Consider the following 22,777-nt stretch of genomic DNA (forward strand, 5'->3'; position numbering starts at 1 on the left):
CGCCCGGCCGCGCCCGGGTCCCGGGGGTACCGCGCCCCCGTGCTGCGGGCGCCGCCGGGCGCGCCCCCGGACCCGTGGGCGTGCCCGCCCCGTACGCCGCGCTCCCCGGCGCCGCCGTGCGCCTCCCCTGGGCCCCGCACGCCCTTCTTTCGGGTGGGCCCGGCGCGCGTCTGCGCCGTCCGGCGGGCGGGCGCTGATAGCCGTGAGGCATGCCGCACACCCCGGATCCGCAGCACCCGTCCGCCGCCCCCGTACTCCCCGCAACCCCCTCACCCCTCGACACCCGCAGGTCACGCCGCCCCTGTCGCGGCGGCCGGCTGCGTGCCGCCCTGCTCGCCCCGGCCGTCTCCGTCTGCCTCGTCGCGGCCTCGGCACCTTCCCCGGCCGAGCCTCTCGGCGTCGGCGACCGGCTCTACCCGTACCTCGGCAATCCCGGGTACGACGTCCGCGCCTACGACCTGTCCTTCACCTACAGCGGCGACAACACCAAGCCGCTCACCGCCGTGACCAGGATCGACGCCCGCGTCACGGAGAACCTCGAGCGCTTCAACCTGGACTTCTCGCACGGCACGGTGCAGTCCGTCAACGTCAACGGCGACCCCGCCACGTTCACCACCGCGGGGGAGGACCTCGTGGTCACGCCCGACACCCCGCTCGTGCCGGGGGTCCCGCTCCTGATCACCGTCCGGCACACCAGCGACCCCCGGGAACCCGCCGAGGACCGGGACGGCGGCTGGGTGCGGACCACGGACGGCCTCGCCATGGCCAACCAGGCCGACGCCGCCCACCTGGTCTTCCCGTGCAACGACCACCCCTCGGACAAGGCGGGCTTCACCATCCACGTGACCGCCCCCGAGGGCTACACGGCCGTCGCCAATGGCCTGCCCGCAGGGCTGGAGCGCACCGCCCGCACCACCACCTGGACGTACCGCACCGCGCACCCCATGGCCACCGAGCTCGCCCAGGTCTCCATCGGCCGCTCGACGGTGCTGCACCGCCAGGGTCCGCACGGACTGCCGGTCCGCGACGTCGTGCCCGTCAAGGACAAGAAGGCGCTGGAACCCTGGCTGGCGAAGACCCCCGGCCAGATCTCCTGGATGGAGAGCAAGGTCGGCCCGTACCCGTTCGAGACGTACGGGCTGCTGATGGCGCAGGCGCAGACCGGGTTCGAACTCGAGACGCAGACCCTGTCGCTGTTCGAGAAGGAGGTGTTCACCCAGCCCGGATACCCGGCCTGGTACGTCGAGTCGATCATGGTGCACGAGCTGTCCCACCAGTGGTTCGGCGACAGCGTCAGTCCCCGCTCCTGGTCCGACGTGTGGCTCAACGAGGGGCACGCCACCTGGTACGAGGCGCTGTACGCGCAGGAGAAGGCGGACCGCCCCATGGAGGCGCGGATGAAGGCCGCGTACGCCGCGTCCGACGGCTGGAGGGCGTCCGGCGGCCCGCCGGCCGCGCCCAAGCCGCCCAGGGCCGGCCAGAAGATCGGCATCTTCCGGGCCAGCGTCTACGACGGTGCGGCGCTCGCGCTGTACGCCTTGCGGCAGGAGATCGGTGCGGACGCGTTCCAGCGGCTGGAGCGGAAGTGGGTGGCAACCCACCGGGACGGCACGGCGACGACGGCCGACTTCGTGCGGCTCGCGTCAAAGGTGGCGGGGCGGGACCTGAGCGGGTTCCTGCGGCCGTGGCTGTACGGGGCGAAGACGCCGCCGATGCCGGGGCACCCGGACTGGCGTCCGTCCGGCGACCCGAGCTGACCGGGGCCCCGCCCCCTGGCCCTCGGATCGGCCCGGGGCCAGGGGGAGCGGGGTCGCGGGCGCCTTATGGCTCGGGGGTTCGGGTTGTCGGGCGACCGCGGGTGGCGGGTGGCCGCTCGCGCAGTTCCCCGCGCTCCTTCCAGAGCGGGCGGGGGCGAGAAACACGGCCCACGGCCCGTGCGGGTGATAACACGGTGACGGGTGACGGGGGCCCGTGGGAGCATCGGGGGGTCGACGGCGCGAGGGGCCCGCCGGGAATCCCCGGGCACTCTCACACGTTGACAGGAAGGACGGCTCCCCGCCGTCCCCCCTCGCATTCCGACGACGTAAGGATCCAATGACCTCCTCCTCTTCCTCTTCTCAGGCCACCAAGCGCCTCGCGCGCACACACCCCGAGGGCCTCCGGGCCGATGCCCTGATGGAAGAGGACGTCACCTGGAGCCGCGAGATCGACACAGAGCGGGACGGCGACCAGCTCGACCGCTCCGAGCGCGCGGCGCTGCGCCGCGTCGCCGGCCTCTCCACCGAACTCGAGGACGTCACCGAGGTCGAGTACCGCCAGCTCCGCCTGGAGCGGGTCGTCCTCGTCGGTGTCTGGACCTCGGGCACCATCCAGGACGCGGACAACTCCCTCGCGGAGCTCGCCGCCCTCGCCGAGACCGCAGGCGCCCTCGTGCTCGACGGCGTCACCCAGCGCCGCGACAAGCCCGACGCGGCGACGTACATCGGCTCAGGCAAGGCCGAGGAGCTGCGGGACATCGTCATCGAGACCGGCGCCGACACCGTCATCTGCGACGGTGAGCTCAGCCCCGGTCAGCTCATCCACCTGGAAGACGTCGTCAAGGTCAAGGTCATCGACCGTACGGCCCTGATCCTCGACATCTTCGCCCAGCACGCCAAGTCCCGTGAGGGCAAGGCGCAGGTCGCGCTCGCGCAGATGCAGTACATGCTGCCGAGGCTCCGCGGCTGGGGCCAGTCGCTGTCCCGTCAGATGGGCGGCGGCAAGGGCGGCGGCCTCGCCACCCGCGGTCCCGGTGAGACCAAGATCGAGACGGACCGGCGGCGGATCCGCGAGAAGATGGCGAAGATGCGCCGGGAGATCGCGGAGATGAAGACCGGCCGCGAGATCAAGCGCCAGGAGCGGCGCCGCAACAAGGTGCCCTCCGTCGCCATCGCCGGCTACACCAACGCCGGCAAGTCCTCGCTGCTCAACCGCCTCACCGGCGCGGGCGTCCTGGTCGAGAACGCGCTGTTCGCGACCCTGGACCCGACCGTGCGCCGGGCCGAGACCCCGGGCGGGCGGCTGTACACCCTGACGGACACCGTCGGCTTCGTCCGGCACCTGCCGCACCACCTGGTCGAGGCGTTCCGCTCCACGATGGAGGAGGTCGGCGACTCCGACCTGATCCTGCACGTGGTGGACGGCTCGCACCCCGTCCCGGAGGAGCAGCTGGCCGCCGTGCGCGAGGTGATCAGGGACGTCGGCGCCACCGGCGTGCCCGAGATCGTCGTCGTCAACAAGGCGGACGCGGCCGATCCGCTGGTCCTCCAGCGGCTGCTGCGGAACGAGAAGCGCGCGATCGCCGTCTCCGCCCGCACGGGCCGCGGCATCGACGAGCTGCTCGCCGTGATCGACGCGGAGCTGCCGCGCCCCGCGATCGAGGTGGAGGCCCTGGTGCCGTACACGCACGGCAAGCTGGTCGCCCGCGCCCACGCCGAGGGCGAGGTCCTCTCCGAGGAGCACACCCCGGAGGGCACACTGCTCAAGCTACGGGTGCACGAGGAACTGGCGGCGGACCTCGCGCCGTACACCCCGGCGCCGCTCGCCTGACGCACCTGCCGACACCACCGGCCGCCCGCCCCGACGCCCTCCCGGCAGGGGCGGGACCGGCCTCGGCACGGACACGAGAAGGGCCCGGCCTCCCGCGTACTCGCGGGGGACCGGGCCCTTCTCGTCGCTCCCGGCCGGCGGGCCCGGGGCCACTTCGGCCGGAACGACGAGAGGCTACTCGGCGGCGGCGAACTTCTTGCTCACCGCGTCGTACACGCCCTTGGCCACGTCACCCAGCCGCGGACCGGCCAGCCAGCCGGCGCTGACCGGGCCGATCGAGGTGTTGGAGACCAGCGCGGGCCTGCCGTCCGCGCCCGTCGCGACCCAGCCACCGCCGGACGAACCGCCGGTCATGGTGCAGCCGATGCGGTACATCGTCAGGTCGGTGCGCTTGACCGAGAGCCGACCCGGCTTGTCCTGGCACTGGTACAGCTTCTGCCCGTCGTACGGCGGCGCGGCCGGGTATCCGGTGGCCGTGAGGCTGTCCACGTCCGGCACGGCGGGCGCGGCGAAGTCCACCGGCAGCGCCGAACCGACCGTCTCCTCCAGCGACTTGCCGTCACTGCCCTTCTCCGGCGTCACATGGATCACGGCGTAGTCGTACGAGGCGCCCTGGCCGCCCGTCTCGCCGCCCTGCTCGATCCACTGCTGCGAGGTCTGCGCCCAGTCGCCCCACCAGATCCGGTACGGCGCCACGTCCTCGGAGCCGGCGCCCACCAACTGGTCGGCGGTCTTGCCGGCGTCGTTGTACGAGGGCACGAAGGCGATGTTGCGGTACCAGCCGCCCTTCTTGCCCGCGTGCACGCAATGGCCCGCGGTCCACACCAGGTTGGACTTTCCGGGGTGCGCGGGGTCCTCGACCACCGTCGCCGAGCAGACCATCGTGCCTTCGGGGGCGTCGAAGAAGACCTTGCCGGCCGTGGCCGCGCTGTCGTGGTACGGCGCCGCGACCGGCTGGGCCCGCACCGGGGCGGGCGTCGGGTCGGTGACGCCCTGGTCGCCGGCGAGGTCGGCGGTGTCGACGCCCTTGTCCAGGTCGTCGGCCTTGCGCATCCGGTCCGGGTTCCACAGGCCCTTGATGATGGGATTGACGTACTCGTTGGCCTCGCGCAGCCAGTCGTCCTTGTCCCAGTTCTTCCAGGCGCCGCCCTTCCACTTGTCCAGGTCGAAGCCGTGCTCCTTGAGCTTCTGCTTGACGTCGTCCGGAATGTGGATCTGGCCGTCGTCGCCGGCGGAGGGGCTCGCGGAGGTCTCCGCGTTCGTCTTGGTGTCGCCGTCGGATCCGCAGGCGGTGGCCGTCAGCGCCAGTGCGGCGGCCAGCGCGACGGCGGCCGGGACAGGGGAGGTCCTACGGCGTCCGCTCCTTCCTCGGCGGGCGGCGGAGAGCGGGCGTATGAGTCGCATGGTGTGAAGTCCCCCTGGAACGGACGGGTTCGAGCTGCGCGGCCGACCGTCGTGGGCGAGTGGTCCCGTGCCCGGACGGTGTGACGCGACGGCAACACACTATGCGGTCGGTGTGGGGGGTTGCCCAGCGGAGGGCAACGGTTCCGCCACAGCGACTGACCGTCGTCGAGGGGCCGGAAAGAGCCCGGCCGTGTCCCGCTTCCCCCGGCCCCCTCCCGTCGTTGGTGGATACGGGGCCTGCCGTCCGTCTGTTCGGCGTGCGCCGGCGCCCCGTCGACTCGCCGTCAGGAAGCGGGAGGAAACGTCGTCGTGGCAGTGACCGAATCTGCGGTGGCATCAGGTGTGTCGGAGGTACAGGACGTACCGGATGTACCGGGCGCGTCGGACGTGCCGAGGGCGTCGGATGCGTCCGAGGCGGCAGAAGTCTCGGCCGCGGCGGGTGCTTCGGCGGCGGCCCGGGCACGTGCGGCCAGGCGTGCGCGCGGGGCGCACGAGGGCATCCTGCGCCGGCAGGCGGCGCGCGAGTCCGGCGCCCGCACCTACGCGCGTGCCCTTCCGGTCGTGCCCGTACGCGCCCGTGGCCTCACCGTCGAGGGCGCCGACGGCCGCCGTTACCTCGACTGCCTGTCCGGCGCGGGCACGCTGGCCCTCGGTCACAACCACCCCGTGGTCCTGGAGGCGATCCGCCGGGTCCTCGACTCGGGTGCCCCGCTCAACTGCCTGGACCTCGCCACCCCCGTCAAGGACGCCTTCACCACGGAACTGTTCCGCACACTGCCGCGGGGGCTCGCGGAGAACGCCCGCGTCCAGTTCTGCGGACCCGCCGGGACGGACGCCGTGGAGGCCGCGCTCGAACTGGTCCGCGCGGCCACCGGACGGACCGGCATCCTCGCCTTCACCGGCGCCTACCACGGGCAGACCATGGGGGCGCCCGAGGCGTTCGGCGGCGCCCACGACGTACGGGTGGCGCGTCTGCCGTATCCGCAGGACTACCGCTGCCCGTTCGGCGTCGGCGGCCCGCGTGGCGCCGAACTCGCCGCGCGCTGGACCGAGTCGGTGCTCGACGACCCCAATTCCGGGGTGCCGCGGCCCGCCGGGGTGATCCTCGAACCGGTGCAGGGCGAGGGAGGCGTGCTCCCCGCGCCGGATGCCTGGCTGCGCCGTATGCGGGCGCTCACCGAGGCCCGTTCCATCCCACTGATCGTGGACGAGGCGCAGACCGGGGTGGGCCGCACGGGCCGCTACTGGGCGGTCGAACACAGCGGCACGGTGCCCGATGTGATGGTGCTGTCCAAGGCCATCGGCGGCAGTCTGCCGCTCGCCGTCGTCGTCTACCGCGACGAGCTCGACGTCTGGCCGCCGGGCGCCCACACCGGCACCTTCCGCGGCAACCAGCTCGCCATGGCCGCGGGTACGGCGACCCTGGCGTACGTCCGTGAGAACGGGCTCGTCGGGAGGGCGGCGGAGCTGGGCGAACGGATGCTCGGTCGACTGCGCGAGCTGGCGCGGGCGCACGCGTGCGTGGGGGACGTGCGCGGGCGGGGTCTGATGATCGGGGTGGAGCTGGTCGAACCGGAGGGTGAGCCGGCCGGTGGGGAGGCGGAGCCGGGCGGTCGGGAGGCAGTCGTCGGCGGCCCTCGACCCACCGCGCCGGCGCTCGCGGCGGCCGTGCAGCGGGAGTGCCTGCGGCGCGGGCTCATCGTCGAACTGGGCGGCCGCGACGCCGGTGTCGTACGTCTGCTGCCCCCGCTGACGATCACCGACGAGCAGGCCTCCGCCGTACTGGACCGCCTCGCGGACGCCGTGGCGGCGGTGGCCGGGGGAGTGCGCTCCGGCGCGTGAGGCATCCGTGCGCCGTGGCCGGGTCCGCAGCGCACCCCTGGTATTCGAGGAGCCCCAAGGAGTTCGAGTGAAGACGACTGACGCAGCCCCCGGTGCGCGCGCCGACGACCCCATGCCGCTCCCCGGTCCGCCCCCCGGTCCGTCGGCTGTCGCCGAGCCACCGTCGGTGCCGTGCACGATCGGCACACCCGAACGTAGTACCGCGGGTGACCCCCGCGACGCGCCCACGCACCGCGACGCCCCCACTCGCCCCGTCGCGCTCGACCGCACTGACCCGCTCGACCACCCCGATCCGTACGCCGCCGCCCAGGCGGCCGGTGTCGACAACCTGCTGCGCTGCTGGGTGCGGGAGAACGCCCTCGCGGCCCCGGCGGGCGACGGTGTACTCCGGGTCCCGCTCCCCGCGTCCGGCACTCACCTCCACGTACCGGTCGTCCACTGGTCGGCGACCGGCTGGCACCGCTTCGGGGCGCCGTTCCTGGCGGGGGCGCCCGAGACCGCCCCGCCCGTCGACGCCGTGACGCTCGCGGCCCTGCTGACCAGGGAGGCCGCCGCGCGCTCCGGCGCCCCGGGGCCGGAGTCGGAGGCCGCCGACCTGGTGGGGCGCGTCGCCGACTCCGTGCGCCGTACCGCCGTCTTCGTACGCGACCGCAGGGCCCGCCCCGACGACGGCCCCGACCTCTTCCTCGCGGCCGAACAGGCGCTGCTGCTCGGCCACCCGCTGCACCCCACGCCGAAGAGCCGCGAAGGGTTCTGTGAAGGGGAGGCGGACCGCTACTCGCCCGAGACACGCGGCTCCTTCCCGCTGCACTGGCTGGCCGTGGCCCCCGCCGCCCTCGCCGGCGACTCGGCCTGGACCGAACGCGGACGCCCGGTGCCCGCCGCACTGCTGGCCGCGCGGCTCGCCGGCCGTGGACTGCCCCTGCCCGCCGGACACGCCGCCCTCCCCGTCCACCCCTGGCAGGCGCGCGAACTGCGCCTGCGGCCGGGCACCGCCGCGCTGTTCGACGCCGGACAGATCCGCGACCTCGGCCCGTACGGTCCGCCCTGGCATCCCACCTCGTCCGTCCGCACGGTGCACCGCACCGGCGCCGCCGCCATGCTCAAGCTGTCGCTGGGCCTGCGCATCACCAACTCCCGTCGGGAGAACCTGCGCAAGGAGGCGCACCGCGGCGTCGAGGTGCACCGGCTGCTCCGCACCGGCCTGGGGGCGCGGTGGCGGGCCGCACACCCCGGCTTCGACATCGTCCGCGACCCGGCCTGGCTCGGGGCCGACGGCCCGGACGGCACCCCCGTGCCCGGGCTCGACGTGGTGGTCCGCCACAACCCGTTCGCCGCGACGGACGACGTGTCCTGCGTGGCGGGCCTGGTCGCACCGCGCCCGCTGCCTCAGCCGGATCCCGTCCCCGACCCGGATCCCGTCCCCGACCCGGACTTCGGCACCGATTCGGACTTCGGGGCCGAGACGGCCTCCCGGGCCGCCCCGACCACCTCGGCCTCCACCGGTTCCCGGCTGAGCCGTCTCGTCATCCGGATCGCCCGCCGTACCGGCCGCCCGCCCGCCGCCGTGTCCGTCGAGTGGTTCCTGCGCTATCTGGAGGCGGTCGTGCGTCCCCTGCTGTGGCTGGACGCGGAGGCCGGGATCGCGCTGGAGGCCCATCAGCAGAACACCCTGGTCCTCCTCGACCCCGGCGGCTGGCCCGTCGGCGGCCGGTACCGCGACAACCAGGGCTACTACTTCCGCGCCTCCCGGCACGCGGAACTCGACGTCCTCCTGCCCGGTATCGGTGTCCGCAGCGACACCTTCGTGCCCGACGCGGTCGCCGACGAACGGTTCGTCTACTACCTCGGCATCAACAACGTGTTCGGGCTGATCGGCGCGTTCGGCTCCCAGCGTCTGGCCGACGAGCGGCTGTTGCTCGCCGCGTTCCGCGGTTTCCTCACCACCGTCGCCACCGGTCCGGGCCGGCTCCGTACGCACCTGCCCTCCCGGCTGCTGGACTCGCCCGTACTGCGCTGCAAGGCCAACCTGCTGACCCGGCTGCACGGGCTGGACGAACTCGTCGGCCCCGTCGAGACCCAGTCGGTGTACGTCACCGTCGCCAACCCCCTGCACGGCTGACCGCGGGCCCGCCCGCGTCCGCCCGTCCCCGCCTGCTGAGAGGAACGCCGCCGTGCCTCCCCACGAAGCACGCACCGGTGCCGGTCGCGGTGCCGCCCCCGCGTCGAGACCCACCGCCGTGCCCGCCGCGGAACCCGCGTCCCGTACCGGCGGGAACGAGATCCCGGACGAGTCCGCCTGCGAGACCACCCTGAGCATGCGGCCGGTCCGGGCGTTCGCCGCGCCCGCACCCGACGGGGCGGACGCCGCCCGCGCCCCGGCCGGCCCCGCCGACGACCTGCTCGGCCGGATCGGGGACTGGGGCCCGGTCCGTACCCCCGTCGGCACCTTCCGGTTGCTGCCGGTCCGGCCGGAGCGCGACACGGCGCTGGTCGCGCGGTGGATGAACGATCCGGCGGTCGCCGCGTTCTGGGAGCTCGACGGGCCCGACGACGTCACCGGGCGGCATCTGCGCGCCCAACTCGACGGGGACGGGCACAGCGTGCCCTGCCTCGGCGTGCTGGACGGCACGGTGATGAGCTACTGGGAGATCTACCGCGCCGACCTCGACCCCGTGGCCCGGCACTACCCGGCCCGGCCGCACGACACCGGCGTCCACCTGCTCGTCGGCGCCGTCGCCGACCGGGGCCGCGGGTTCGGCTCGGTGCTCCTGCGGTCCGTCACCGACCTCGTCCTCGACCACCGCCCGGCCTGCGCCCGCGTGGTCGCCGAGCCCGACCTGCGCAACACCGCCTCCCTCACCGCCTTCCTCAGCGCGGGGTTCCGCTTCTCCGTCGAGCTGTCCCAGCCCGGGAAACGGGCGGCCCTCATGATCCGCGACCGCTCCCTGCGGCACCTGATGTGAGCGGGTACGGGGCCGTGACGACGTCCTGCGGGCGCCGGTCACCCGGGCGCCCCCACCACCCCTGACCATGCCCCCGCACGCCCCCGACCGCGCCCCGCGCTCCGGCCGTCCGGTCCCGACTGTCACCGGTGGGCCGTAGGGTGGTCGGGCTATGACGAAGCCCTCACTTCCCGAACTCCTGCACGCAGCCGTCACCGCCGTCGGCGGCACGGAGCGCCCCGGCCAGGTGACCATGGCCCAAGCCGTCGCGGACGCCGTCGACGACGGTTCCCATCTGCTGGTCCAGGCCGGCACCGGCACCGGTAAGTCGCTCGGCTACCTGGTGCCGGCGCTCGCCCACGGCGAGCCGGTCGTCGTCGCGACGGCCACGCTGGCGCTCCAGCGGCAGCTCGTGGAGCGCGACCTGCCGCGCACGGTGGAGGCGCTGCATCCGCTGCTGCGCCGCCGCCCGGAGTTCGCGATGCTCAAGGGCCGCTCGAACTACCTGTGCCTGCACCGGCTGCACGAGGGGATGCCTCAGGACGAGGAGGAGGGCCTGTTCGACCAGTTCGAGGCCGCGGCCCCCACCAGCAAGCTGGGCCAGGACCTGCTGCGGCTGCGCGACTGGTCCGACGAGACGGAGACCGGCGACCGGGACGACCTGACCCCCGGCGTCTCCGACCGCGCCTGGGCGCAGATCTCGGTCTCCTCGCGGGAGTGCCTCGGCGCCTCCAAGTGCGCCTACGGCGCCGAGTGCTTCGCCGAGGCCGCCCGCGAGCGGGCCAAGCTCGCCGAGGTCGTCGTCACCAACCACGCGCTGCTCGCGATCGACGCCATCGAGGGCGCCCCGGTGCTGCCGCAGCACGAGGTGCTGATCGTCGACGAGGCGCACGAACTGGTCTCCCGGGTCACCGGCGTCGCCACCGGCGAACTCACCCCGGGCCAGGTCAACCGCGCGGTGCGGCGGGCCGCCAAGCTCGTCAACGAGAAGGCCGCCGACCAGTTGCAGACCGCCGCCGAGGGCTTCGAGCGGCTGATGGAGCTGGCGCTGCCCGGGCGCCTGGAGGAGATCCCGGAGGATCTCGGCTACGCGCTCGCGGCCCTGCGTGACGCCGCCCGCACGGTGATCTCGGCGATCGGCACCACACGCGACAAGTCCGTCCAGGACGAGGACGCCGTCCGCAAGCAGGCCCTCGCCTCGGTCGAGTCGGTGCACGACGTCGCCGAGCGCATCACGCAGGGCAGCGAGTGGGACGTCGTCTGGTACGAGCGCCACGACCGCTTCGGAGCATCTCTGCGGGTCGCGCCCATGTCGGTCTCCGGGCTGCTGCGCGAGAAGCTCTTCACCGACCGCTCGGTGATCCTCACCTCGGCGACGCTGAAGCTCGGCGGCGACTTCAACGGCGTCGGAGCCTCACTGGGGCTGGCGCCCGAGGGCACCGAGGGGGAGGACGTGCCGCCGTGGAAGGGCATCGACGTCGGCTCCCCGTTCGACTACCGCAAGCAGGGCATCCTCTACGTCGCCAAGCACCTGTCCCGGCCGGCCCGGGACGGCGACCGCGCCGACATGCTGGACGAGCTGACGGAGCTGATCCAGACGGCCGGCGGCCGCACCCTGGGGCTGTTCTCCTCGATGCGGGGCGCCCAGCTCGCGGCCGAGGCACTGCGCGCCCGCATCCCCGAGTACCCGATCCTCCTCCAGGGCGAGGAGACGCTCGGTGAGCTGATCAAGAACTTCGCCGCGGACCCGGCGACCTGCCTCTTCGGCACGCTGTCGCTGTGGCAGGGCGTGGACGTGCCGGGGCCGAGCTGTCAGCTCGTCGTGATGGACAAGATCCCGTTCCCGCGGCCGGACGACCCGCTGATGAGCGCCCGGCAGAAAGCGGTGGAGGAAGCGGGCGGCAACGGTTTCATGGCCGTCGCCGCGACCCATGCCGCCCTGCTGATGGCTCAGGGCGCCGGACGGCTCGTCCGGGCGACGGAGGACCGGGGCGTGGTGGCGGTCCTGGACCCACGCCTGGCCACCGCCCGCTACGGCAGCTATCTGAAGGCGTCGATGCCGGACTTCTGGTACACGGTGGACGGCGGTCAGGTCCGCCGGTCCCTCGCGGCGATCGACGCGGCGGCGAAGCAGGCGGAATGACACGGCCGTCCTCCTCGCGCTCCCGACCGGGCGCGGGGAGGAGAAACACCGTCGCCAAAGGCACACGGTCTCCCGCCGGAGACACACAGGCCCCCGTCGGACTTCCGTCACCGGGCAGCACTAAGGGCTGTCCCGTGATCCCCGGCGGGCGCGGGATCACGGGACAGCCCTTAGGCCCCGGAACCGGCGCAGTGGTTCCGGGGCCCGTCAGAAGGGTGCCGGGGGCGGGGCGAGGTCACACGCGCCGCAGCACCGCCACCACCTTGCCGAGAATCGTCGCGTCGTCACCCGGGATGGGCTCGTACGCCGAGTTGTGCGGCAGCAGCCACACGTGCCCGTCCTCGCGCTTGAACCGTTTCACCGTCGCCTCGCCCTCCAGCATGGCGGCGACGATGTCCCCGTTCTCCGCGACCGGCTGCCGCCGCACGGTGACCCAGTCCCCGTCGCAGATGGCCGCCTCGATCATCGAATCGCCGACGACCTTCAGCACGAACAGCTCACCGTCACCGACGAGCTGGCGCGGCAGCGGGAACACGTCCTCCACGGACTCCTCGGCGAGGATCGGCCCACCGGCGGCGATCCGGCCGACCAGCGGCACGTACGACGCGGCCGGCTTGCCCGCCGTGTCGGTGGGCTGCACGGGAGCGGCCTGGTCGGAGCCGCGCACCTCGTACGCGCGCGGCCGGTGCGGGTCGCGGCGCAGGAAGCCCTTGCGCTCCAGCGCCATCAGCTGGTGTGCCACGGAAGAGGTGCTGGACAGGCCCACGGCCTGGCCGATCTCCCGCATCGACGGCGGGTAGCCGCGCCGCTGCACGGAATCCCGGATGACCTCGATCACCCGGCGCTGCCGGTCGGTCAGCCCTGAGCTGTCGGCGCGGATGCCAGGAGGTCGCCCGGGCAGGGACCTCTTCGGTCCCTCGGGATGTGGAACTTCCGCCATGGCATGCACCGGCTCGAGTCGGCCCTGGGAACGGTCCTGGGCAGTGATGGCGGCACTGTCTGCGGTGGTGGTCACGTCGTCGGCCCCTCTCGATGGTCTCCCGTGCAGCACAACGGTAGTTGCTTTCGAAAGGTTGCGCCAAACACACGTTCGAGTGAAAAACCGCGGTTCACCTGTCGGAATCGGGTTTTCAGGTGTATGGCCGACGCGCTGTTCGAGGCCCGGGCGGGCCCCGCGCTGCTGTACTCTTCACCGCCGGGACGACGGCCCGCCGGCCGGGGTGCCGCCTCGGCGATGCCCAGTCTGCCATCAGGGCTCCCGCGGACCGGGCACCGGCCCGCCTTCTCCATGCGGTGTCCACCGCATCCGCGCACCACCGGTCGGTCCGTACGCGTGGGACGCGGCGGAGCGGGCACGCGGGTATGCGTTTCCGGGCACGCGTACCCGACGGGTCCCCGCCTCCGGCAGGTGCCCGCGCCCGTCCGACTGCCGTGCACGCACGGGGCCGGGCGGCGCACAGGCGGTCGTGCGCGCGCCGCGTGTGCGCGCGGCGGTCGGAGGCGTCCGTGCCCCTGGGGCCCCGCGTGCCCCGCATGCCCCGTGCGTGCACTGTCCGCGAGCGCGTGGTCGCACCCCGCCCACATCGTGCGCGCGTGGCTGTGCGGCCCCGGGCGTGTCGTCGGCGTATGTGCGAGCCGACCGCTACATCTAGTGGTTGGATGGCGACAGCGGCCCACAAGTTGTGTTCCCCCGGTCTTCCACCGGCCAGGAGATCGCCTATGCTGGGGGTCGCTTCGAGGGGCCGGTGAGGCCTCTTGTGGCTGACGTGTCGTGCCGTGAAGGAGGCTTGGAACCATGCACTGCCCCTTCTGCAGGCATCCCGACAGCCGGGTCGTCGACAGCCGTACGACGGACGACGGCACCTCGATCCGCAGGCGCCGCCAGTGCCCCGACTGCTCCCGTCGTTTCACGACCGTGGAGACCTGTTCGCTGATGGTGGTCAAGCGGTCCGGGGTCACCGAACCCTTCAGCCGCACCAAGGTCATCAACGGCGTGCGCAAGGCATGTCAGGGGCGGCCCGTCACGGAAGACGCACTCGCCCAGCTCGGCCAGCGGGTCGAGGAGGCGGTGCGTGCCACCGGAAGCGCCGAGCTGACCACCCACGACGTGGGGCTGGCCATACTCGGCCCCCTTCAGGAACTCGACCTCGTCGCCTATCTGCGGTTCGCGTCCGTCTACCGGGCGTTCGACTCGCTGGAGGACTTCGAGGCCGCCATCACGGAACTCAGGCAGCAGCAGCGGGCTTGCCCCGCCGGTGACGGGGCGGGAGGCGCGGACGACGACGACCGCGCGGGCGCCGTCGCGGAACGCCAGGGGACCGATCGGGCGGACCGCCAAGGCGCCGACCGGGCGGACCGCCAGGGCACCGACCGCGGGTCCGGAGGAGCGCCCGCGGGCGTCCCCGTGCCCGCCACCGCCGCCGACTGACACGGCGGCCGGCCGGGGACGGCGAGGACGCCGGACCGGCCGCCGCGGCGGCGCACACAGACCTGTCACGCGCGCCCGGGCACCACATGGTGCGCGTGACCAGCAGACACACCACACACAAGTGCCAGGAAGAAACGGGCACTGATGGGCGTTTTGCCCGATATCTGGGAGGCGGCATGACAGAGACGGCGAGCGGTCCGGCACGGAGTTCCCGCGCCAAGGGGACCAAGGCGGGCAGCAAGGGTCTGCGTATCGAGCGCATCCACACCACCCCCGGCGTACACCCGTACGACGAGGTGGAATGGGCGTCTCGTGACGTCGTCATGACCAACTGGCGCGACGGCTCGGTCAACTTCGAGCAGCGCGGCGTGGAGTTCCCCGAGTTCTGGTCGGTGAACGCGGTCAACATCGTCACCAGCAAGTACTTCCGCGGAGCGGTCGGCACTCCGCAGCGCGAGGTCAGCCTCAGGCAGCTGATCGACCGGATCGTGAAGACTTACCGGAAGGCCGGCGAGGACAACAAGTACTTCGCCTCGCCCGCCGACGCCGAGATCTTCGAGCACGAACTGGCGTACGCCCTCCTGCACCAGATCTTCAGCTTCAACAGCCCCGTCTGGTTCAACGTCGGCACCCCCCAGCCGCAGCAGGTCTCCGCCTGCTTCATCCTGTCCGTCGACGACTCCATGGAGTCGATCCTCGACTGGTACAAGGAAGAGGGAATGATCTTCAAGGGCGGCTCCGGCGCCGGCCTGAACCTCTCCCGCATCCGCTCCTCCAAGGAACTCCTCTCCTCCGGCGGCAACGCCTCCGGCCCGGTCTCCTTCATGCGCGGCGCCGACGCCTCCGCCGGCACCATCAAGTCCGGCGGCGCCACCCGCCGCGCCGCCAAGATGGTCATCCTGGACGTCGACCACCCCGACGTCGAGAACTTCATCCAGACCAAGGTGAAGGAGGAGGAGAAGATCCGCGCCCTGCGCGACGCGGGCTTCGACATGGACCTGGGCGGCGACGACATCACGTCCGTCCAGTACCAGAACGCCAACAACTCCGTCCGCGTCAACGACACCTTCATGAAGGCGGTCGAGAACGGCGGCAAGTTCGGCCTGACGTCCCGCATGACCGGCGAGGTCATCGAGGAGGTCGACGCCAAGTCCCTCTTCCGCAAGATGGCCGAGGCCGCCTGGGCCTGCGCCGACCCCGGCATCCAGTACGACGACACCATCAACCACTGGCACACCTGCCCGGAGTCCGGCCGTATCAACGGCTCGAATCCCTGCAGCGAGTACATGCACCTGGACAACACGTCCTGCAACCTTGCCTCGCTCAACCTGATGAAGTTCCTGAAGGACGACGGCGAGGGCCACCAGTCCTTCGAGACCGAGCGCTTCCAGAAGCTCGTCGAGCTGGTCATCACCGCGATGGACATCTCGATCTGCTTCGCCGACTTCCCCACCCAGAAGATCGGCGAGAACACCCGCGCCTTCCGCCAGCTCGGCATCGGCTACGCGAACCTCGGCGCCCTGCTCATGGCCACCGGCCACGCCTACGACTCCGACGGCGGCCGCGCGCTGGCCGGTGCCATCACCTCCCTGATGACCGGCACCGCCTACCGCCGTTCCGCCGAGCTCGCCGCGGTCGTCGGCCCGTACGACGGCTACGCCCGCAACGCCCAGCCGCACCAGCGCGTCATGAAGCAGCACGCCGACGCCAACGCCGTCGCCCCCCGCATGGACGACCTGGACACCCCCGTGTGGGCCGCGGCCACCGAGGCCTGGCAGGACGTGCAGCGCCTCGGCGAGAAGAACGGCTTCCGCAACTCCCAGGCCTCCGTGCTCGCCCCCACCGGCACCATCGGCCTGGCCATGTCCTGCGACACCACCGGTGTCGAGCCGGACCTGGCGCTGGTCAAGTTCAAGAAGCTGGTCGGCGGCGGCTCGATGCAGATCGTCAACGGCACCGTCCCGCAGGCCCTGCGCCGCCTGGGCTACCAGGAGGAGCAGATCGAGGCGATCGTCGCCCACATCGCCGAGAACGGCAACGTGATCGACGCCCCCGGCCTCAAGGCCGAGCACTACGAGGTGTTCGACTGCGCCATGGGCGAGCGCGCCATCTCCCCGATGGGCCACGTCCGCATGATGGCCGCGATCCAGCCGTGGATCTCCGGCGCCATCTCCAAGACGGTCAACATGCCGGAGACGGCGACCGTCGAGGAGGTCGAGGAGATCTACTACGAGGCGTGGAAGCTGGGCGTCAAGGCGCTCGCGATCTACCGCGACAACTGCAAGGTCGGCCAGCCGCTCTCCGCCAAGACCAAGGGCTCCAAGTCCCCGGAGGCCGCCGAGAAGGACGCGATCACCGAGAAGGCCGAGGAGACGATCCGTTCCGCGGTCGAGAAGGTGGTCGAGTACCGCCCGGTCCGCAAGCGCCTGCCCAAGGGCCGTCCCGGCATCACCACGTCCTTCACCGTCGGCGGCGCCGAGGGTTACATGACGGCCAACTCCTACCCCGACGACGGTCTCGGCGAGGTCTTCCTGAAGATGTCCAAGCAGGGCTCCACCCTCGCGGGCATGATGGACGCCTTCTCCATCGCGGTCTCGGTCGGCCTGCAGTACGGGGTGCCGCTGGAGACGTACGTCTCCAAGTTCACCAACATGCGCTTCGAGCCGGCCGGCATGACCGACGACCCGGACGTGCGGATGGCGCAGTCGATCGTCGACTACATCTTCCGCCGCCTGGCGCTGGACTTCCTGCCCTTCGAGACCCGCTCCGCGCTCGGCATCCACTCCGCCGAGGAGCGCCAGCGCCACCTGGAGACCGGCTCCTACGAGCCGCTCGACGACGAGGACATGGACGTCGAGGGCCTGGCCCAGTCGGCGCCCCGCGCCCAGGAGCTGAAGGCCGTCGCCACGCCGAAGGCGGAGGTCGCCGCGGCCCTGCCGGCTCCCAAGCAGGCGCACACCAGCGCCGAACTGGTGGAGATGCAGCTCGGCATCCAGGCGGACGCCCCGCTCTGCTTCTCCTGCGGCACGAAGATGCAGCGGGCCGGCTCCTGCTACATCTGCGAGGGCTGCGGCTCGACCAGCGGCTGCAGCTGAGGTGAACGCCGCCGGGTGCTGAACGCACCGGGCAGGGGCGGGGATCCGGACACCGGGTCCCCGCCCTCGGCGTATCGCGCGACGACCACCGGCGTTGATCGGAAGTGGGCCGAAAGTCATCTGTGGCCGTGACCGCGCCCCGTGGCATCCTCTGGGCCATGATCAAGAGAATCGAGACCCTCGTCCGCCGGTGAGCGGGACGCCCGGGACAGCATGGCCCGGACCCACGACCAACAAGACCCCGCTGTTCAAGCACGCGCTGCGGCTGCACCGGCAGAACCCGGACGAGCCGCTGTGGCGCGGGGGCAGACCGTATCCGGACGAGGCCTCGCACCGCGGGCTCGGTCCGGAGACCCCGCTCGACAGACACCTCATCGGCATCGAACCCGCGTCCGTCCTGAACGCGTACTTCGCCCGCCCGCCGGCCCACCCGAGGGAACTGGCCGATGCCTTCCACGGCCTCTACATCCCGTACCACCGCAATGAGCATCTCTCCGCCGCGGCCCTGAGAGCGGACGGCGACCTCGCGCGCCGAACGGCCCGATGGCTGGTCCGGCACGGGACCGACCGCTGCGTCGTCGCCGTCGGACTCGCGATGCTCGCCGCCGTCGGCACCGCCGAGGACATCCCGCTGATCCGGACGATCGGACTGCTGGAGTGCTTCGGGGCACTGGCCGCCGACGCTCTCGAGCGGTTGCCGGGCGGCGTCGATGCCCTGCTGTGGCTCGGCGACCGGGTCACCGGCTGGGGACGCGTCGACGTCGTCGGGAACCTCTGCCGGCTGGACGACGCCCCGGCCGTCCGGCGGTGGCTGCTGCGTGGAGCCTGCGAGGGTCATTACCTCGACCGGTACTTCGCCGGCAAGGTCGCCACCGTGGCGGGACTCCACGAAGCGCTCCGAGAACTCGCCACCGACAGCGTCATGGTGGACCACGTCGGCCGTCTGCTCCACGCGATGTGCGACTGCCTGAGCATGGGAATGCAGCTCTCGCACTATCCCCACACGGCAGTCGTCCTGGAGGCTCACGTGCGGGCCGCGAGCACGCTGAGTCCGACGGTCGAGCGGTACTTCACCAACGCCCTGCTCGCCCAGCACCTGACCGCCAAGTCCCCCGAGGACGCCGGGTGCACCGCGGAGCAACAGGCGGCGCTGCGGACGTCGTACCTGTCCCTGCTCGACCGTGACGAGTGGGTCCGGGTCGCCGTCGAAGGCCTCGCGGCGGAGCACGACGGGATGCGGTGGCTCGCGGACCACAGGGCGCCGGAACTGAGGCTGAGAGCCTTCCCCGACCCTCCGGGTCATGGGGACGGGCGTCCGCGAACCGAGCAGTAGCGGCAGGGCCGGCCGGGCCGGGCCGGGCCGTGAGCCGGCCCGGCCGCCCGCGGCAGCGGCCGCGGGTGCGCCGCTGGATCAGGCGCGGGCGCGCCCCATGACGCGCGGGAACGTCGCCAGATCGTCGTCGTCGAAGCCGGCGAGACCGGCTCGGAACCGCCACTCACCGGAGTCGTCCCGTACGAACTCCGCGATCGTGGCCGCCGTCGCGCCCGGGACGCCGGTGAAGTCGTCCTCGGCGAGCACGTCGTAGCCCTCGCGGACGCGCAGCGCCGGGTTGAGGACGCCGCCGAACGTGCGGTGACCGTGCCGTTGCTGTATCACCACGCCGACCACCACGCGCACGTACCGCGCGTCGAGGCGTTCCAGCTCGAGGATCATGACCTCGTCCCAGCCGAAGCCCTTGCCGTCGTGGCTGTCCCGGTTGAGGTTGATCGTTCCGTCCGGGGAGCGGCTGTCGAAGTGCACCACGTAGACCGGGGCGCCGTACGGGTCGTCACCTGTGTAGGTACCGGCGACGATGTCGAGGTCGATGGGGTCCTCGCCGGTGGGCGACGGGTCCCATTTGACCGCGACCTCGGCCTTGTCGATCCCTTTGCTGATGCCGCTCACCTGTGTGCCCCTTCCCCGAGTCCCGAGCCCCAACAGCCAGGCAGCGTGGGCCGTTTGTCCATCCTGCCACGGTCGTGCCACGGCGGGGTCCACCCGTGCGCCCCCGCGCCCCCGACGAGCGTGACCGGTGCCACGCCGGTGGCCTTACGATGGCGCCGTGCTGGTCAAGTGGATTCGCTGCACCGTGGTGGACCGCCGCGGTTTCGAACGGGGACAGCGAAAGTGGGCGGGGCTGCCGGGAGAGCCGGGCTTCAGGGGACAGGGCGGAGGCTTCAGCCGCGCCCGCCCCGGTGTCGCGCACGTCTTCACCTTCTGGGAGAGCCGCACCTTCTACGACTCCTTCATGGCCCGCTCGCACGACCGGCTGGCCGCCACGCAGTCCGGCACGTTCAAGGACCAGCAGGTCAAGCTGTTCGACTACCGCTTCGACGTGAAAACCGGCTTCGAGCCCCGCTTCAGCGACGCCGATCTGGTCCGGGTGGCGCACTGCCGTGTCCACGAGGAGCGGGCCGAGCACTTCGCGCTGATGCAGGAAAAGGTCTGGAACCCGGCGATGGCGGGCTCGCCGGGGATGATCCGCGGGCTGTTCGGCGAGGCGCCGGGCCCCGAGTTCCTGATCCTCTCGATGTGGCAGTCGGCCGCGGAACACGGGAAGTACCGCGCCGAGCGGGTGGAACGGCTGGCGCTGCGCACTCAGATCGAGGCGGATGTCGCCTCCCTGAACGGCGACCTCGTCGACCTGGAGCCGGGCTGGACGGTGTGATCGCCCGGCGCGGAGCGTACGGGGGCGGGGACACAGGGTTCACACGCGGTGTGCGCGGCGTGCGCACGGCGTGACTCCTGGTGTGATCTGTGCCGTACGGACCCTGGTCCGGTGTTCGAGCGGGCCCGCTCGATCTAGGGTCGAGGCATGGCACGACCACGGCGCATTGTCCTTGTCCGCCACGGGGAGTCGATGGGCAACGCCGACGACACCGTGTACGAACGCGAGCCCGATCACGCGCTGGCGCTCACCGAGAAGGGCCGGCGCCAGGCCGCGGACACCGGCCGGGAACTGAGGGAGCTCTTCGGTGAGGAGCGCGTGAGTGTCTACGTGTCCCCGTACCGGCGAACGCACGAGACCCTCCAGGAGTTCCGGCTGGAGCCCGCCCTCGCCCGCGTCCGCGAGGAACCCCGGCTGCGGGAGCAGGACTGGGGCAACTGGCAGGACCGTGCCGACGTACGCCTGCAGAAGGCGTACCGGGACGCGTACGGGCACTTCTTCTACCGGTTCGCACAGGGGGAGTCCGGCGCCGACGTGTACGACCGCGTGGGCGGCTTCCTGGAGAGCCTGTTCCGCAGCTTCGAGGCCCCCGATCACCCGCCCAACGTCCTCATCGTCACCCACGGCCTGGCCATGCGGCTCTTCTGCATGCGGTGGTTCCACTGGACGGTCGCCGAGTTCGAGTCCCTGGCGAACCCGGGCAACGGCGAGACGCGGATGCTGATACTGGGGGAGAACGGCAAGTACACGCTCGACAGGCCGTTCGACCGGTGGAAGTAGGAGGCTCTTCGGGCCGCCGGCTGGATCATCGCGCGTGAGGCGAGGCCGACTGACCGATATCGGACGGGAGTTCACCGAGCCCCGCCCGCGATCGGCGAACATGGCCCGTGCCTCGGACGCCTGCGCCTGCGACAGCGGCTGCGGTTCGGGGCGCGGCCGCGCGGATCCGGCGAAGGGGGATGAGCACGATGCTGAAGGACGTGTTCGACAGTCAAGGTCTGCCGGCGGCGGACCGGGTGGACGCCTGGCGCGAGATCACGGCCGGCGCGCTCATACCCAACGAGTTCATCATCGACCGTGCGCTCGAGTTCCGGGCTTCCCTGAGAGCGGCGGACTTGAGCGGGGTGCAAGTGACAGCCCTGACCTACGCCTCCATGACGTCGCGGCGGACACCGAGGCTGATCCGGCAGTCCGATCCCGAGATGTACGCGGTCGGTCTCATTCGCCGGGGACGGCAGATCATCGCCCGGGGCCGTTGCGAATCGGCACTCGAAACGGGCGATCTGGTGGTGTACTGCACGTCCCGCCCCTATCGGGCCGAGGTGGATGTCGGGCCGGGCACAGCGGCTTCCGTGGTGGTGCAGATCCCCCGGGCCATGGTTCCGCTGCCGTCGAATCGCGTGGAGCGCGTGATGGCGGCCCGGGTCCCGGGCCGCGAAGGCGTCGATCTCCTCCTCGCCGGTTTCCTGACCAATCTGGCCGCGGACACCGGCCCCCACCGGTTCGCCGACGGCCAACGCATCAGCGGCGTCCTGACCGACCTGATCACCGCCTGGCTGGCCCACCACATCGACGCCGACGACCGGACACCGGTCGAAACACGTCAATACGTGCAGTTCGCGGAGATCCAGAACTTCATACGACGACACCTGGGTGACGCCGCGCTCTCGCCGGTCACCGTCGCCGCAGCTCACCACATCTCCCTGCGCACCCTGCACCGCCTCTTTCACCAGCACGCCCACGGGTTCACGGTCGCCTCCTACATCCGCCACCAGCGCCTCGCCCGAATCCGCCGCGATCTCGCCGACCCGCGCCTGGCCACCCGGCCTGTCCACGCCATAGCGGCGCGCTGGGGCTTCCTCCGGCCCGACGACTTCACGCGCGCCTTCCGCAGGCGGTACGGCGTGACGCCCGGCGACTACCGCGGGCAGGCGCGTCCTTCGAAGCCGTGACGGCGCGCAGAGCCAAGCGGTTGGCACGCCCTGCCAAGGTGCCCGGTGCGGAATGCGCCGACGATGGGCACCGGTGGCGCGAGGCAACGGCAGAGACCGTACGACTCCGGTGTTCCCGCTGCCGCCACGACTCCGTTTCCGGTCAGGGCCGTTCCCATGCCGACGCCGGCAGCTCGGCTGTGTCGGCGCATGCGAGGCCCTGCGAGAAGGACGATCAGGGAAGGCAGCCACATATGTGGATACGTGACAGAAGGAAGCGTTTCGGCCTGGGCCGGTCCCTCGGCGTGCTCGGGGCGGCGGGTGCGCTGGCCGTGGGGGCCTCGCTCGCGGTCGCCCCCGCGGCGTCCGCCGACAGCACTCTGTGCAATCCGGACTGCTCGGCTGCGGCCGACTTCACGTCGCACGGTGAGAAACTCGTGGTCCACGACTACGAGTCCGACGGCTTCGGCGCGGTCGCGTACATCTGGAACAACGGCACCTACAAGGGCTACTGCCTGAACACCAGCGGTTACGACGCACCGCCGGTGACGTGCGACTTCTCCTTCGCAGAGGGCTCCGAGGTTACCTACAAGGTCTGCAACTGGGACGGCAGCGCGGCGTTCTACTGCGACGACAACGCGTCGAGGCCCGACCACGCGTAACCACTGGGCGGCGGATGCCGGACCAGGCCGG

16 protein-coding genes are annotated in these 22,777 nt (G+C 72.0%); 13 read left to right on the forward strand and 3 right to left on the reverse strand.

Annotation, left to right across the window (positions count from 1 at the left end; genetic code table 11):
• Positions 1-209: 209 nt before the first annotated feature.
• On the forward strand, positions 210-1,757 hold the full coding sequence (locus QFZ64_RS25790) for a M1 family metallopeptidase (RefSeq protein WP_307069602.1): 1,548 nt from the start codon (positions 210-212) through the stop codon (positions 1,755-1,757).
• Positions 1,758-2,094: 337 nt separating this feature from the next.
• Positions 2,095-3,588, forward strand: coding sequence for a GTPase HflX (hflX, locus tag QFZ64_RS25795; RefSeq protein ID WP_307069604.1), 1,494 nt, complete (start codon positions 2,095-2,097; stop codon positions 3,586-3,588).
• A gap of 174 nt (positions 3,589-3,762) precedes the next feature.
• On the opposite strand, the gene QFZ64_RS25800 is transcribed toward hflX, so the two are convergent.
• The gene (locus tag QFZ64_RS25800) at positions 3,763-4,992 is read right to left on the reverse strand and encodes a serine protease (RefSeq protein WP_307069606.1); all 1,230 of its coding nucleotides are present in this window, start codon (positions 4,990-4,992) and stop codon (positions 3,763-3,765) included.
• Between the two features lie 498 nt (positions 4,993-5,490).
• On the opposite strand from QFZ64_RS25800, the gene QFZ64_RS25805 reads away from it, so the two are divergent.
• The 4 genes from QFZ64_RS25805 (at position 5,491) to QFZ64_RS25820 (ending at position 11,922) form a co-directional block, all read left to right on the forward strand.
• Positions 5,491-6,834, forward strand: coding sequence for a diaminobutyrate--2-oxoglutarate transaminase family protein (locus tag QFZ64_RS25805; protein WP_307071863.1), 1,344 nt, complete (start codon positions 5,491-5,493; stop codon positions 6,832-6,834).
• A gap of 112 nt (positions 6,835-6,946) precedes the next feature.
• Positions 6,947-8,956, forward strand: a complete 2,010-nt coding sequence (locus QFZ64_RS25810) for an IucA/IucC family siderophore biosynthesis protein (protein ID WP_307071864.1) — start codon at positions 6,947-6,949, stop codon at positions 8,954-8,956.
• Between the two features lie 52 nt (positions 8,957-9,008).
• Positions 9,009-9,800 carry a GNAT family N-acetyltransferase gene (locus QFZ64_RS25815; RefSeq protein WP_307069608.1) on the forward strand — a complete coding sequence of 264 codons (792 nt, stop codon included), beginning with the start codon at positions 9,009-9,011 and terminating at the stop codon, positions 9,798-9,800.
• A 151-nt stretch (positions 9,801-9,951) separates the two neighbouring features.
• Positions 9,952-11,922 (forward strand): ATP-dependent DNA helicase, encoded by a 1,971-nt coding sequence (locus QFZ64_RS25820; protein ID WP_307069611.1) that lies wholly within the window; start codon positions 9,952-9,954, stop codon positions 11,920-11,922.
• Positions 11,923-12,157: 235 nt separating this feature from the next.
• On the opposite strand, the gene lexA is transcribed toward QFZ64_RS25820, so the two are convergent.
• On the reverse strand, positions 12,158-12,937 hold the full coding sequence (gene lexA, locus QFZ64_RS25825) for a transcriptional repressor LexA (RefSeq protein ID WP_307069613.1): 780 nt from the start codon (positions 12,935-12,937) through the stop codon (positions 12,158-12,160).
• A gap of 780 nt (positions 12,938-13,717) precedes the next feature.
• On the opposite strand from lexA, the gene nrdR reads away from it, so the two are divergent.
• The 3 genes from nrdR (at position 13,718) to QFZ64_RS25840 (ending at position 18,778) form a co-directional block, all read left to right on the forward strand.
• Entirely contained in the window at positions 13,718-14,350 is a 633-nt protein-coding gene (nrdR, locus tag QFZ64_RS25830) for a transcriptional regulator NrdR (protein WP_307069615.1), read from the forward strand.
• Between the two features lie 176 nt (positions 14,351-14,526).
• Positions 14,527-17,445, forward strand: a complete 2,919-nt coding sequence (locus QFZ64_RS25835; RefSeq protein WP_307069617.1) for a vitamin B12-dependent ribonucleotide reductase — start codon at positions 14,527-14,529, stop codon at positions 17,443-17,445.
• 190 nt (positions 17,446-17,635) lie between these two features.
• The gene (locus QFZ64_RS25840) at positions 17,636-18,778 is read left to right on the forward strand and encodes a hypothetical protein (RefSeq protein WP_307069619.1); all 1,143 of its coding nucleotides are present in this window, start codon (positions 17,636-17,638) and stop codon (positions 18,776-18,778) included.
• A gap of 78 nt (positions 18,779-18,856) precedes the next feature.
• Here QFZ64_RS25840 and QFZ64_RS25845 read toward each other — a convergent pair whose 3' ends face one another.
• Complete coding sequence (locus QFZ64_RS25845; RefSeq protein ID WP_307069621.1) at positions 18,857-19,390, reverse strand: TerD family protein; 534 nt, start codon at positions 19,388-19,390, stop codon at positions 18,857-18,859.
• A 157-nt stretch (positions 19,391-19,547) separates the two neighbouring features.
• On the opposite strand from QFZ64_RS25845, the gene QFZ64_RS25850 reads away from it, so the two are divergent.
• The 4 genes from QFZ64_RS25850 (at position 19,548) to QFZ64_RS25865 (ending at position 22,746) form a co-directional block, all read left to right on the forward strand.
• Positions 19,548-20,153: a YdbC family protein gene (locus QFZ64_RS25850; protein WP_307069624.1), complete on the forward strand. Its 606-nt coding sequence runs from the start codon at positions 19,548-19,550 to the stop codon at positions 20,151-20,153.
• A gap of 147 nt (positions 20,154-20,300) precedes the next feature.
• Positions 20,301-20,933 carry a histidine phosphatase family protein gene (locus QFZ64_RS25855; RefSeq protein ID WP_307069626.1) on the forward strand — a complete coding sequence of 211 codons (633 nt, stop codon included), beginning with the start codon at positions 20,301-20,303 and terminating at the stop codon, positions 20,931-20,933.
• Positions 20,934-21,112: 179 nt separating this feature from the next.
• Complete coding sequence (locus tag QFZ64_RS25860) at positions 21,113-22,105, forward strand: helix-turn-helix domain-containing protein (protein WP_307069628.1); 993 nt, start codon at positions 21,113-21,115, stop codon at positions 22,103-22,105.
• Positions 22,106-22,338: 233 nt separating this feature from the next.
• On the forward strand, positions 22,339-22,746 hold the full coding sequence (locus tag QFZ64_RS25865) for a hypothetical protein (protein ID WP_307069630.1): 408 nt from the start codon (positions 22,339-22,341) through the stop codon (positions 22,744-22,746).
• Positions 22,747-22,777 lie beyond the last annotated feature (31 nt).

Source organism: Streptomyces sp. B3I8 (assembly GCF_030816915.1).
Taxonomy (GTDB): domain Bacteria; phylum Actinomycetota; class Actinomycetes; order Streptomycetales; family Streptomycetaceae; genus Streptomyces.

What these genes read in the sequence shown, in the direction of transcription:
- QFZ64_RS25800 (WP_307069606.1), bottom strand. Translation starts at nt 4,992, where the DNA reads ATGCGACTCATACGCCCGCTCTCCGCCGCCCGCCGAGGAAGGAGCGGA.
- hflX (WP_307069604.1), top strand. Translation starts at nt 2,095, where the DNA reads ATGACCTCCTCCTCTTCCTCTTCTCAGGCCACCAAGCGCCTCGCGCGC.
- QFZ64_RS25835 (WP_307069617.1), top strand. Translation starts at nt 14,527, where the DNA reads ATGACAGAGACGGCGAGCGGTCCGGCACGGAGTTCCCGCGCCAAGGGG.
- nrdR (WP_307069615.1), top strand. Translation starts at nt 13,718, where the DNA reads ATGCACTGCCCCTTCTGCAGGCATCCCGACAGCCGGGTCGTCGACAGC.
- QFZ64_RS25860 (WP_307069628.1), top strand. Translation starts at nt 21,113, where the DNA reads ATGAGCACGATGCTGAAGGACGTGTTCGACAGTCAAGGTCTGCCGGCG.
- QFZ64_RS25855 (WP_307069626.1), top strand. Translation starts at nt 20,301, where the DNA reads ATGGCACGACCACGGCGCATTGTCCTTGTCCGCCACGGGGAGTCGATG.
- QFZ64_RS25865 (WP_307069630.1), top strand. Translation starts at nt 22,339, where the DNA reads ATGTGGATACGTGACAGAAGGAAGCGTTTCGGCCTGGGCCGGTCCCTC.
- QFZ64_RS25810 (WP_307071864.1), top strand. Translation starts at nt 6,947, where the DNA reads ATGCCGCTCCCCGGTCCGCCCCCCGGTCCGTCGGCTGTCGCCGAGCCA.
- QFZ64_RS25790 (WP_307069602.1), top strand. Translation starts at nt 210, where the DNA reads ATGCCGCACACCCCGGATCCGCAGCACCCGTCCGCCGCCCCCGTACTC.
- QFZ64_RS25820 (WP_307069611.1), top strand. Translation starts at nt 9,952, where the DNA reads ATGACGAAGCCCTCACTTCCCGAACTCCTGCACGCAGCCGTCACCGCC.